At 67.9% G+C, this 11870-nt stretch carries 13 protein-coding genes; 8 read left to right on the forward strand and 5 right to left on the reverse strand.

What is annotated here, in order from left to right; genetic code table 11:
- Nucleotides 1–4: 4 nt before the first annotated feature.
- Complete coding sequence (locus ASG72_RS08795) at nucleotides 5–853, reverse strand: MBL fold metallo-hydrolase (protein ID WP_056711229.1); 849 nt, start codon at nucleotides 851–853, stop codon at nucleotides 5–7.
- 212 nt (nucleotides 854–1065) lie between these two features.
- Here ASG72_RS08795 and ASG72_RS08800 point away from each other — a divergent pair, with 212 nt between their 5' ends.
- Genes ASG72_RS08800 through ASG72_RS08810 form a run of 3 tightly spaced genes read left to right on the forward strand, consistent with a single transcriptional unit; the run spans nucleotide 1066 to nucleotide 4147 of the window.
- The gene (locus tag ASG72_RS08800) at nucleotides 1066–2196 is read left to right on the forward strand and encodes an extracellular solute-binding protein (RefSeq protein WP_200939929.1); all 1131 of its coding nucleotides are present in this window, start codon (nucleotides 1066–1068) and stop codon (nucleotides 2194–2196) included.
- 57 nt (nucleotides 2197–2253) lie between these two features.
- Entirely contained in the window at nucleotides 2254–3393 is a 1140-nt protein-coding gene (locus ASG72_RS08805) for an ROK family protein (RefSeq protein ID WP_056711232.1), read from the forward strand.
- A 13-nt stretch (nucleotides 3394–3406) separates the two neighbouring features.
- Nucleotides 3407–4147 carry a glucosamine-6-phosphate deaminase gene (locus ASG72_RS08810; protein WP_056711235.1) on the forward strand — a complete coding sequence of 247 codons (741 nt, stop codon included), beginning with the start codon at nucleotides 3407–3409 and terminating at the stop codon, nucleotides 4145–4147.
- Here ASG72_RS08810 and ASG72_RS08815 read toward each other — a convergent pair.
- Together ASG72_RS08815 and ASG72_RS08820 are read right to left on the reverse strand one after the other, a co-directional pair.
- On the reverse strand, nucleotides 4131–4628 hold the full coding sequence (locus ASG72_RS08815) for a hypothetical protein (RefSeq protein ID WP_056711237.1): 498 nt from the start codon (nucleotides 4626–4628) through the stop codon (nucleotides 4131–4133). The two genes, ASG72_RS08810 and ASG72_RS08815, sit on opposite strands and share 17 nt — an antisense overlap.
- Before the next feature lie 158 nt (nucleotides 4629–4786).
- The gene (locus ASG72_RS08820) at nucleotides 4787–5614 is read right to left on the reverse strand and encodes an alpha/beta hydrolase (RefSeq protein WP_056711240.1); all 828 of its coding nucleotides are present in this window, start codon (nucleotides 5612–5614) and stop codon (nucleotides 4787–4789) included.
- Between the two features lie 149 nt (nucleotides 5615–5763).
- Here ASG72_RS08820 and ASG72_RS08825 point away from each other — a divergent pair, with 149 nt between their 5' ends.
- The 5 genes from ASG72_RS08825 (at nucleotide 5764) to ASG72_RS08845 (ending at nucleotide 10553) form a co-directional block, all read left to right on the forward strand.
- Entirely contained in the window at nucleotides 5764–6741 is a 978-nt protein-coding gene (locus ASG72_RS08825) for a GlxA family transcriptional regulator (protein ID WP_082540284.1), read from the forward strand.
- Nucleotides 6742–6854: 113 nt separating this feature from the next.
- On the forward strand, nucleotides 6855–7409 hold the full coding sequence (locus tag ASG72_RS08830) for a sugar O-acetyltransferase (RefSeq protein WP_056712498.1): 555 nt from the start codon (nucleotides 6855–6857) through the stop codon (nucleotides 7407–7409).
- Nucleotides 7410–7653: 244 nt separating this feature from the next.
- Nucleotides 7654–9564 carry a sugar phosphate isomerase/epimerase and 4-hydroxyphenylpyruvate domain-containing protein gene (locus ASG72_RS08835; RefSeq protein ID WP_056711242.1) on the forward strand — a complete coding sequence of 637 codons (1911 nt, stop codon included), beginning with the start codon at nucleotides 7654–7656 and terminating at the stop codon, nucleotides 9562–9564.
- A gap of 239 nt (nucleotides 9565–9803) precedes the next feature.
- On the forward strand, nucleotides 9804–10226 hold the full coding sequence (locus ASG72_RS08840; RefSeq protein WP_056711245.1) for a DUF1236 domain-containing protein: 423 nt from the start codon (nucleotides 9804–9806) through the stop codon (nucleotides 10224–10226).
- Between the two features lie 75 nt (nucleotides 10227–10301).
- Nucleotides 10302–10553, forward strand: coding sequence for a hypothetical protein (locus ASG72_RS08845; protein WP_210168556.1), 252 nt, complete (start codon nucleotides 10302–10304; stop codon nucleotides 10551–10553).
- 93 nt (nucleotides 10554–10646) lie between these two features.
- On the opposite strand, the gene ASG72_RS08850 is transcribed toward ASG72_RS08845, so the two are convergent.
- Together ASG72_RS08850 and ASG72_RS08855 are read right to left on the reverse strand one after the other, a co-directional pair.
- Nucleotides 10647–10982 carry a hypothetical protein gene (locus ASG72_RS08850; protein ID WP_056711250.1) on the reverse strand — a complete coding sequence of 112 codons (336 nt, stop codon included), beginning with the start codon at nucleotides 10980–10982 and terminating at the stop codon, nucleotides 10647–10649.
- Nucleotides 10982–11869: a DUF6772 family protein gene (locus tag ASG72_RS08855; protein WP_348271572.1), complete on the reverse strand. Its 888-nt coding sequence runs from the start codon at nucleotides 11867–11869 to the stop codon at nucleotides 10982–10984. The genes ASG72_RS08850 and ASG72_RS08855 overlap by 1 nt, the downstream gene beginning before the upstream one ends.
- Nucleotide 11870: the final 1 nt, after the last annotated feature.

Below are 11870 nucleotides of genomic sequence, written 5' to 3' on the forward strand. Positions count from 1 at the left end.
CGCCTCAGCCCAGCGGCTCCCAGACGAGCCCGCCATCGTCTCCGGCCGCGACCCTGCCGAAGGCCTGGTGCTCGGGGAAATGCCCGGCCGCGACCACCGCGCCGGTGTCATGGGCCCAGCGCGCGAAGGAGCGGCGCGCGGCGCTGGCCGCCTGCGGATCGGCATCGGCCCTGTGGCCCCAATCCGGCCGCTCGATCTGCGCCGGGCTGTGCCAGCTATCCCCCGCGATCGCCAGCCGCCGCGCTCCATCCGCGGCGATGACGGCGCAATGGCCGGCGGTATGGCCGGGCAAAGACCTGTAGGTCAGGGCGAGGGGCCCCGGCAGCGGATGATCGGGCCGCACCGGATCGACCAGCCCCTGTGCCAGCAGCGGCGCGATGCTCCTGGCGAAGGCCGCGACGTGATGGGGCAGAGCGGCCTCGCCCCCGAGACGCTGCCAATGCGCGAGTTCCGCCTCCGGCGCGACATAGCGGGCCTTGGGGAAACAGGGCCGGCCCTCGCGGCTCGCCCAGCCGACATGATCGAGATGGAAATGCGTGAAGACGACGCGCGTGATCATCGCGGCATCGAGCCCGGCTTGCGCCAACTCCGTGTCGAGCCGGCCGCTCAGCCCGTTGAAATAGGCGCTGGGTTCCGGGCCGATTCCCGCATCGATCAGCGTGACGGCTCCGTCCTGCACCAGCGCATGGACGGCGAAGCGGGTGTGGAACAGGCCGTCAGGAGCCCAGATCTGCCGCGCCGGCGCGTCGAAATCTGCCGTGTGAGCGGCGAAGGCGTAGCGGAAATCCGCCGGAGGCGGCCGCGCATCCGTCAGGGTGACGAGCGTCGCATCGCCGAACTGAATTTTACGCATCGCAGGATCGCTTCGCCGCCACCAGCGGCTCGAGGCGCTGACCCATTCCTATTGCCATAGAAAGAGGGAGAACGACATGGCCAAGGACACCACCGAGACCACCCTGACGCGCCGCGGCTTCGCCATCGGCTCGGCGGCTGCCGCTCTCACGATCGCGGCGNNNCGTGGAGATCGAATACTGGCAGTATTTCTTCAAGGAACGCGTCGAAGCCATGGACGCGCTGATCAAGCAGTTCGAGGCGGCCAATCCGGGTGTGAAGGTCAAGCACACGCATTTCCCCTATGCCCAATACCGCACCAAGACGGCGGCCGCCGTGCCGGCCGGCGAGGGCCCGGCGGTGATGCAGCTGTTCTTCGGCTGGATGCGCGAATATGCGAAGGCCAAGCTGATCCAGCCGCTGCCCGCCGAGGTCTTCAACACGGCCCAGATCGACAGCGAATATTTCGACGTCGTGAAGATGATGAAGAACGCCGACGGCTATTGGGCGCTGCCGACGGCGGTGCGCAGCCTCGGCATGTTCTACAACAAGCGGCTGATGAAGGAGGCCAATCTCGGCGAGACCCCGGCCTCCTCGCTCGACGACTACGTCAAATACGCCTTGGCCACGACCAAGCGCGACGGCAGCGGCAATCTCACCCAGGCCGGCGCGACGATCGGCATTCCCTCGCAGGATTATCATTGGTGGCGCGAGGTCCTGGTGCGGCAGCATGGCGGCACGCCCTACAGCCCCGATTTCAAAAAGGTGACCTATGCCAATGAAGCCGGCGCCGCCGGCATCGCCTGGTACACCGATCTGCAGCGCCGCCATAAGGTCGCGCAGGCCGGGTTCCTTTCCGAGAGCCAGGCGGCGTTCAAGGCGGGGCGCGCCGCCCAGCATGTCGACGGCTCGTTCCGGCTCGGCTCGTTCCGCACCGCGCGCGGCTTCGACTGGGGTGTCGCCGAGCTGCCCGCGCATAAGGGCGTCAAGGGCAACTACTCCTCCTATTGGGTGAACGGTCTCGCGGCGAACGTGACCGGCGCGAAGAAGGAGGCTGCGGTGAAGTTCCTCGCCTTCATCACCAGCGACGAGGCGATGCAGCTCTGGTTCGACAAGACGGGCGAGCTGCCGGCCAAGAAGGCTTCGGCGCTCACGCCCAAGAACCTGGCCGATCCGCTCAGCGGCCCGATGCTGGCGGGAATGAACGACGCCTTCACCACCGATTTCGTCGCCGAGGAAGCGCAGGGCCAGCTCTTCCAGGACATGCTCGACCGGATCCTGCTGCAGAACCAGGACCCGCTCGCCGCCGTCCGGCAGATGGCGGAAGCCGAGCAGAAGATGATCGACGATCATTATCGCAGCTGACATGGCTCCGCGCCTCCCGGGTCGCTATCCGGGGGGCGCAGGCGGCGCGAGACCGATATGGCTTTCTCTGATTCCGATCTCGATCTGGTGGCGCCGCTCGCCGCCCGCGCCGTCCTGTCCGGCTCGCGGCAAGGGGAAGCGGTCGCTGCACCGGGGTCCGCTGCATCCGTCTCGCTGTCGCCCGCGCAGATCGCCGCTCTGGTCGACGGCCTGATCCGGGCCGGGCTGGTGGAACGGGATGGGCCCGGGCTGCGCCGGACCGGCCGCGCGCTGCGCCTGTTCGTCGCCGATCTCGGCGGAACCAAGCTCCACGCCGCCATCGTCGACGAGACCGGTGCTGTCCTCGCGGAGCGCCAGGAGCCGACGGCGGCCGGTGTCCATGCGGTCATCGCGCAGATGGCCAGGCTCCGGCGCGAGCTCGCCGCCGTTTGCGAGATCCCCCTCGCCATGATCGCCGCCGCCGCGATCGGCGTGCCGGGCGCGGTCCACCCCCGAACCGGGCGCGTCGGCTTCGCCCCGAACATCGCCGGGCTCGACGACTGCGATCTGCGGGCCGAGCTGGAGCAGAGCTTCGGGCATGGCGTCGCGCTCGAGAACGACGTCAATCTGGCGGCGCTGGGCGAGAGTGCCTCGGGCTACGCGCAGGGCCTGAAGAACTTCGCCTTCATCGCTCTGGGCACCGGCATCGGCATGGGTCTGGTGCTCGATGGCCGGCTGGCCCGCGGGCATCGTGGCATGGCGGGCGAGATCGCACTGCTGCCGGCGGGACCGTCAGGCGGCGGCAATTCAGGCCGAAGCGTTCTGGAGCGCGAGATCGGCAGTGTCGGCATCATCTGTGCGGCGCGGCGGGCCGGGCCGGTCCAGGCCGAGACCGTCGAACAGCTTTTCGCGGAGGCGCGCAGCGGCTCGCCGGCGGCCCGCGCCGCCATCGCGGCGACGGGCGAGGCGTTGTTCGAGGCGCTGCTGGCGGTGAGCGCCATCGCCGATCCCGAGCTGATCGTGCTGGGCGGGAGCATCGGCGTCCAGCCGGAGATCGCCGAACCGGTCGCGGCGAAGGCGCAGGCGCATGAATTCGCCCCGACCGTCCGCACCAGCGCGCTCGGGCCCCATGCGGTGCTGGCGGGAGCCGGTCTCGCAGCGCTGTCGGCGCTGCTCTCGCCGGCAGGGCCGGGCCTGCGCCCTGGCGGCAGGCGATAGGCGGGAGCGGGCCATGGTAAGGGTCAGGCAGTTTGCCACACCGGAGGAGGTGGTGGAGCAGGCGGCGCGGCTGGTGATCGCGGCCGTCCGGGCCCGCCCGAACCTCGTGCTCGGCCTCGCCACCGGCGAGACCATGCGGCCCCTCCATGCGGCGCTGGTCAGGGATGTCCGGGAGAACGGCACCAGCTGGCGGGGCGTCACGGCGTTCAACCTGGACGATTATGTCGGCGTGCCTGCCGCGCACCCGGCCTCCTTCCGCCGCTTCATGCAGGAGACGCTGTTCGACCATATCGACATCTCCCCCGACCGCTGCCACATGCCCAATGGCATGGCGGCCGATCTCGAGCGGGAGGCGGCGGCTTACGAGGCCAGGATCGAAGCTGCGGGTGGCATTGATCTGCAGCTGCTCGGCCTCGGCCGCAACGGGCACATCGCCTTCAACGAGCCGGGTTCGGACTTCGCCAGCCGCACCAGGCCGGTGACCCTGGCTTCCACCACCCGGGAGGCGGCGGGCGGGTCTTTCGCCGGCGGGGAACAGGTGCCGATGCGCGGGTTGACCATGGGCATCGCCAGCATTCTGGACGCGCGCCGGATCCTGCTCATCGCCTGCGGTCGCGGCAAGGCCCGGGCGGTGGCCGATGCGCTCGCGGCTCCGGCCCGGCCGGAGCGACCCGCCTCGGCCCTGCAGGGCCACCCGGATACGACCTTCCTGATCGACCGGGATGCGGCCGCGGAGCTCAGCGCGCCGGGGTGAGCGGGCGACGATCGGCGCGGATGGCGAGGGTGCCGATGACGAGGGCCGCGACCAGCAGCAGGATCTGCGCGATCAGGAAGGGCGGCTCGCTCTGCGTCGGCGCCAGCGGCTGCAGGCTCGGCAGTTTCTGGAAAGACTGCACGATCAGCACGAAGAGATTGAGATAGAGCGCGAGCGTCGCGGCGACGGCGTAGGCGATGCCGGCGGCGCGTATTCTCCTCACCGGCCAGCTCGCTGCGGCGATGGCGAGCGCCGCCATCGAGACGACGCCGAAGAGGAAGGCCGGGGTGACGCCGCCGAAGGGGAATAGGAAGCCGGTCAGGCTGGTCAGCGCGGTGGTGACCAGGAAGGCGGCCTGCCAGGATCCGAGCCAGCGCCCGGCCGCCAGGGCCGCCATGGCGACGAGACCCGTGACGATGCCGGCCAGGCTGATGGCGACGTGGATGATCAGCAGGGTTTCGATGGGGAGGCCGGGGATCATGACGATGTCCTTGGTTGGGCCGGCGCCTCGGGCGCGGTCGCGCGGTGGCGGGGTTGCGGAGGGAGCGGTGCGGGGGCGAGCGGGAGCCTGCGGACGGCGCAATCGCCGTCCGGGTAGTCCGGTTCAGTAGGAGGGCGAGCCGGCGGGCCGGCGGCCGATCAGCTCTCGATGAAGGCCAGCAGATCGGCGTTGAAGCGGTCCTGATGGGTCTGGGTCAGACCGTGATCGACGCCCTCATAGACCTTGAGAACGGCGTGCTTCACGATCTTCACCGTCGACAGGGCCGAAGCGCCGATCGGCACGATCTGGTCGTCATCGCCGTGCAGCACCAGCGTCGGCTTGTCGAAGCGCTTCAAATCGCCGTTGAAATCGCTCTCGGAGAAGGCGCGGATCGAGTCGAGCTGGCCCTTGAGCCCGCCCATCATGCCCTGCTGCCAGAAGCTCTGGCGGATCCCCTCCGAGATCACGGCGCCGGGCCGGTTGTAACCGTAGAAGGGAATGGTCAGGTCGAGGAAGAATTGCGAGCGGTTGTCATAGGTCCCCTTGCGGATGCCGTCGAAGACGTCGATCGGCAGGCCGCCCGGATTGGCCTCGGTCTTGAGCATCAGCGGCGGCACGGCGCCGATCAGCCCGATCTTGGCGACCCGGCTCGTGCCATGGCGGCCGATATAGCGGGTGACCTCGCCGCCGCCGGTGGAATGGCCGACCAGGATCGCCTCGCGGAGATCGAGCGTGTCGATCAGCTCGGCGAGATCGTCGGCATATTGGTCCATGCTGTTGCCGGCCCAGACCTGGTCGGAGCGGCCATGGCTGCGCCGGTCATGGGCGATGGTGCGAAAGCCCCGATCGGCGAAGAAGACCATCTGCGCATCCCAGGCATCGGCCGTCAGCGGCCAGCCATGTGAGAAGACGATCGGCTGCCCGTCCTTCTTGCCCCAATCCTTGTAGAAGATGCGCGTGCCGTCCCTGGTGGTGATCATGGCCATGATATTGATCCTTCTGTTGCCGAAAACCTCGCCAGGGCAGCGGCGCCCTGTGATTGAATGAATAGATTGCTTCAGAAATGATGGGGATCGGCGAAACCGACATTAGCCGGGGCAAAACCGACAAAGAGGGCGATCCGATGTCGCGACCCATGACAGGCGCAGCCAGAGCGGAGCTCGGGATCATTCTCTATCCCGGCTGCCAGACGGCGATGGTCCACGGCATGACCGACCTGTTCGAGATCGCCGGCCAGTTTTCGGTCAAGCGGGGCGGCGCCAGCGTGCGCGTCAGCCATTGGCGGCTTGGTCCGGATGGTGGATTCGCGCGGGCCTTCGACAGCCATCCGGAGCTCCGGCAGGACATCGAACCGTCCATCCTGCTGGTGCCGGGGCGGCTGACCGGCCCGATGGAGGCGCAGGAGGCGGCGCCCTATGCGCGCTGGCTGCTTGACCGCCACGCGCGCGGAACGACGCTGGCGGCCAATTGCGGCGGGGTCTTCGCTCTGGCCGCGACCGGGCTGCTCTCGGGCCGCCCCGCGACGACGCATTGGCTCTTCGGCGATCAGTTCCGCGCGCGCTTTCCCGATGTGCGGCTGGACACCGACCGCATCGTCATCGAGGACGGCGACATCCTCACCGCCGGCGGGCTGATGGCGTGGACCGATCTGGGGCTGCGGCTGGTCGATCGGCTGCTCGGCTCGACGGTGATGGCCGATACCGGCAGCTTCATGCTGATCGACACGACGGGGCGGGAGCAGCGCCATTACTCGCGCTTCGCGCCCAGGCTGACGCATGGCGACGAGGCCATCCTCAAGGTGCAGCACTGGCTGCAGGCCCGCGAGGCCAAGGCGGTCAGCGTCGTCGAGATGGCCAGGCTCGTGGCGATGGAGGAGCGCACCTTCCAGCGGCGCTTCAAGGCCGCGACCGGGATGAAACCGACCGAATATGCCCAGCATCTGCGGGTCGGAAAGGCGCGCGAGCTGTTGGAATTTTCCAGGCGGCCGGTCGACCAGATCGCTTTCGCGGTCGGTTACGAGGATGCGACCTCGTTCCGCAAGATCTTTCACCGGGTCGTCGGATTGTCCCCGGGCGATTACCGCCACCGTTTCCTGGCGATCGCGGCGGAGTGAAAGCGCCGCATTCCGAGGCGGGGCTTCGCGAGCCGATTCCGGCGCGATGAAACCGGGATTTGCGGGCGGGAACGGCGCCGCTGTCGCAGCATGTCGGACGGAAACGAGCGATGATGAGAAGCGAAAAGCAGAAGATGCTGGCGGGCGAAGCCTATCGGCCGGGCGATCCGGAACTGCAGGCGGATGCCCAGCGGGCCCGGGATTGGATGGTCCGCTACAACGGCACGCTCGCCGAATCTCCCGCCGAACGACGCGTGCTGCTGCGCGAGCTTTTCGCGCATGTCGGCGAGGGCGCGGTGGTGCGCCCGCCCTTCCATTGCGATTACGGGCAGCACATCTCGCTCGGGGACGGCGTGTTCCTGAACTTCAACTGCATCATTCTCGACGTCGCCCCGGTCGTGATCGGCACCCTGACGCAAATCGGGCCGGGCGTGCAGATCCTGACCGCCGACCATCCGCGCGACCCGGCGCTCCGGCGCGAGGGGGTCGAGAGCGGCCGCAAGATCAGCATCGGGGCGAATGTCTGGATCGGCGGCGGCGCGCTGATCCTGCCGGGGGTCACGGTCGGGGATGACGCGATCATCGGAGCGGGGGCCGTCGTCACCCGTGACGTCCCGGCCGGGGTGACGGTGATGGGCAATCCGGCCCGTCCGCGCGGCAGGGTTTGAGGCAGGGCTTGAGGCTGAGAGGGGCGCCGACCACCTCCCGACCGAAAGCGACCGGGAGCCGCGTCAGAGCTGAATCGGCAAACGGGCTTTCATAGGACATTTCGCTTTTTGTCATTTGCAATTGCGCCCGACCGCCGGCGCTCTATGCTGGCGGCGTGGCGTGACCGGCTTCGACGAAGGCTGCCGAGCACGCTCGCTGTATCGCGCCGGCCGAGGCATCCCTGCGCCTGTCGAGGAGCTCCAGATGATCCCGTCGATCGCCACGGTCTGCCTCTCCGGCTCGCTCCTGGAAAAGCTGGAGGCGATAGCGGCGGCGGGGTTTCGCTGCGTCGAGATCTTCGAGAACGACCTGATCGCCTTTCCCGGCTCGCCCGGCGAGATCAGGCGCATCTGCCATGATCTCGGGCTCGACATCGTCACCTGCCAGCCCTTCCGCGATTTCGAGGGCATGCCGGCGGCACGGCGCCAGCGCACATTCGAGCGGGCCGAGCGCAAATTCGACCTGCTGCAGGAGCTCGGCGCCGAGCTGCTCTTCGTCTGCTCCAGCACCTCGCCGGAGGCCCAGAGCGGGATCGACCGGCTCGCCGCCGATTTCGCGGAGCTGGGAGAGCGCGCGGCGAAGCGCGGCCTGCGCGTCGGCTATGAGGCGCTCGCCTGGGGGCGGCATGTCCATGATTACCGCGATTCCTGGGAGATCGTCCGCCGCGCCGGGCAGGAGAATGTCGGGATCATCCTCGACAGCTTCCATATTCTCTCGCGCGGCCTGGAAACCGCGACGATCGGCACCATCCCGCGCGACCGCATCGCCATGGTGCAGATGGCCGATGCGCCGCGGCTGCAGATGGATCATCTCTCCTGGAGCCGCCATTGGCGCTGCCTGCCCGGCCAGGGCGAACTCGACATCGAAGGCTTCATGCGCGACCTCGCGGCGACCGGCTATGAGGGCGTGCTCTCGCTCGAAATCTTCAACGACCGCTTTCGCGCGGGGTCGGCCCGGTCAGTGGCGCGCGATGGCCATCGCTCCCTAATCTGGCTTCTGGACGAGACCTCGCGCTCGCTGGGCCGGACGCTGGAAGGGGCCGTCGCGATGCCGCCGCCCGCGCCGGTCGAGGCCGTGGAATTCGTGGAATTCGCGATCGCGGAAGCCGAACAGCCGAAATTTTCCGCTCTGCTGCAGGCGCTGGGCTTCAGCCGAACCGGGCTTCATCGCAGCAAGGACGTCGAATTATGGAGCCAGGGCGATATCCGCATCGTGCTGAACGCCGATAGCGAAGGCTTCGCACATAGCTACCAGATCAGCCATGGCGCCGCGGTCTGCGCGATCGCCTTGCGGGTGCCCGATGCGGCGGCGGCCGTGGAAAGGGCGCGCGCGCTGCTCGAGCGTCCGCATACCGGCGCGGCGGCGCCGGGCGAGCTCGAATTGCCGGCGGTGCGCGGCGTCGGCGGCAGCCTGGTCTATTTCATCGACCGGAATTCGGCGCTGGGCGGCTGGTCGGCGATCGATTTCGCGCCGGTCGCCGCGGCCGGAGCCGGCGCCGGGCTGGTCGCCGTCGATCACATCTCCCAGACCATGCAATATGAGGAGATGCTGACCTGGCTGTTGTTCTACTCGTCCCTGTTCGCGACGACCAAGACGCCGAGCCAGGCGGTGATCGATCCCGGCGGGGTCGTCCAGAGCCAGGTCGTGGAAAGCGGGCTCGACGGCGAAGCGGGGCATGGCCTGCGCCTGATCCTCAACGGATCGCAGAGCCATCGCACGATGTCGGCGCGCTTCATCACCGATTTCTTCGGCTCCGGCGTCCAGCACATCGCCTTCGCGACGCGCGACATCGTCGCGACCGTGTCGCGGCTGGTGGCGAACGGCGTCACCATGCTGCCCATCCCGGAGAATTATTACGAGGATCTCCTGTCCCGCTCCGATCTCTCTCCGGAGACCATCGCCACGCTGCAGAGCCTCGGCATCCTCTATGATCGGGACGGGGAGGGCTGCTTCTGGCAGGCCTATACCACCACGCTGGATGGCGGCATGTTCTTCGAGATCGTCCAGCGCGACGGCTATGGCGGCTATGGTGCCGCCAATGCCGGCATTCGGCTCAGCGCGCAATCCCGCCTCGCCCGCCCGGTCTCGATGCCGGCGCCCGAACGTCCCGCCTGACGGGGGAGGGAGCGCCGCCCGGGCGGAGCCGACGGAGCGCGCCGTCTGGCCCTCCGGGCGCGCCTTCTTCTCTGGCGATCGCCGGGCATGAACAGCTGACGATACAATTTTCCGAGGTGGCTGCAAGTAAACACACGCGAATGCTTGGACGATGAACAAGCGTTCATGGAACTGAACTCATAGTTCACAGTTCAGCTTCCGGCTCAGGGGTCAGACTTACCTCGAACGGGAGAGACATCATGATCAGGACACTTGTCGTCGTCACTGCGCTGGCCATCGCTCCGGCCGCCTTCGCCCAGTCCAGCTCCGGCGCCGCCGGCGGTGCCGCCAGCGGCGCAGCCACGGGTGCCGTCGGTGGCGCCATCGTCGGCGGGCCGGCCGGGGCCGCCGTCGGCGCTGCCGGTGGCGCTGTCGCCGGAGCGGTCGTGGGTGGCATCGCCGCCGATCGGCGCAGCGAGTTCCGCACCTATGTGACCGAGCAGAAGGTCCCGTCGGTGACCTATAAGGAGCAGGTCGTGGTCGGCGCGACGCTGCCCGAGACCGTCACCTATCGCGAGGTGCCGGCGAAATACGGCAAGACCGAATATCGCTACACGGTCGTGAACAACAAGACCGTGCTGGTCGAGCCGAAGACCCGGAAGATCGTCCAGATCATCGACTGACCGAAAGGAGCCCACCTTTTCGAAGGTGGGCTCTTTCGTTGAAACGACATGGAGGCATCGATGCGAAAGATCATGATGACTATGCTCGCCCTCGGCGGCCTCGGCATGGGGTTCGCGCAGACGGCGCAGGCGGCCCCGGTCGCGGCGGCCAGCGCGCTGCAAACGCCCGAGCTGGTCGAGCAGATCAAGAATGGCGGCGGGAAATTCAAGGGCCATAAGGGCTGGAAGCAGGGCCATGGTTATGGCCGCGTCTATGGGGGCCCGCCTCCGCATGCGCGCGCCTATGGCCGCCGCGCCCGTGACGCCGGCTATTACAGGTACTGGTAGCGGCAGCGTCCCGCTGACGGCCAGGGTCCGAACGGGACCTTGGCCGGCGACGCGGACAGTGAGCCTCAGCGGCCGCCCGAGACCTTCGCCTCCTCAGGCCTTCAGATGCAGGGCGACGAGGAGCGTGATCTCCGAGCCCGGCGGCAGGCTGGCCGCCACGCGGATGAAATTGCCGAAATGGCTCAGGCGCTGGAAGGTCACGGCGTTCTCGCCGGCCGGAAGATCGAATTCGGATCCCTCCGGCACCCAATGCATGCCATCGGCCGAGAGCTCGATGCGGGCCTTCGGCAGCGGGCCCTTCGGCGTCTTCAGGGCGCGGACGAAGACGATCGCCTCCTTCGCCCAGCCCGCCTCATAGGGCTCCGTGGCACAGGCGCCCGTCCAGGTCTCGTTGCGGGCGACGATGGCGGTCAGGTTCTCGGGCAGCATCAGAAATCTCCCGAGAGGCAGACGGAATCGAGATAGGCGAAAGCGCGCTTATCCGTATCGGTCTCGGCGAAGAAGCCGATATTCAGCATGCACCAGAGGTTCTTCATCGCGGGGATGCGGATCGGCTCGTAGCTGCCGAGGTCGAAGACCCGGTCATTCACCTGGAAGCCGGTGGCCTGCATGCTCGCCAGGTCGAAATCGAAGCGCAGATAGTGCCAGTTCACCTTGGTCGGGATCTCGTTGTAGCAGAGCCGCTGCCCGCCGCCCGGCAGATCCTCCCAATCATCTGGGGAGAGATGGTAATGGGTGATCGTCTTGCCGGCGGTGCCGATCGGCTGGATCGGCGTGGTCTTGCGCTTGAACTGCCATTTCTGCAGATGCACGCCGTTCTCGGCGTTGAGGAAGCGCAGATGCGGCATCACCCTCTCGCCGCCGGCGCCGTGCTGGTCGCCGACCTGCAGGTCGTAGAGGAAGCCGAAGGAGCGGATATCGGTTTCCGACAGCTCCAGCGCGGTCGCCTCAGGCTTGAAGGTGAAATAGGTCTCGATCCGGATCGGGCCTGCCTTGCGGAAGGTCAGCCGCTTGATGGCGACGTTCTGGGCGCCCTTGCGCGGCCGTGTCGCGATCTTCAGCGCATAGGAGCCGTCGACGCCGCCATGCGAGCCGAAATCCCAGTTCGGCAGCGTCGACAGCATGGCGTGGCTGTGCTGAGCATAGCCCGGCAGCATCGCGTCCAGGGAATGCTCGTAATTGCCGACGAGCTGGGTCCAGCCGCACATGCCGCGGTCGAAATCGTCGAGGCAGATGATGCGCGGCAGCGGGTCGAAGCGGCTGAGCCGCGGGTCGGCTTCGCGCAGGGCACGCCGCATGTCGTCGAGCTGGGTCATG

This window comes from Allobosea sp. Leaf344 (genome assembly GCF_001426225.1).
Lineage (GTDB): Bacteria > Pseudomonadota > Alphaproteobacteria > Rhizobiales > Beijerinckiaceae > Allobosea.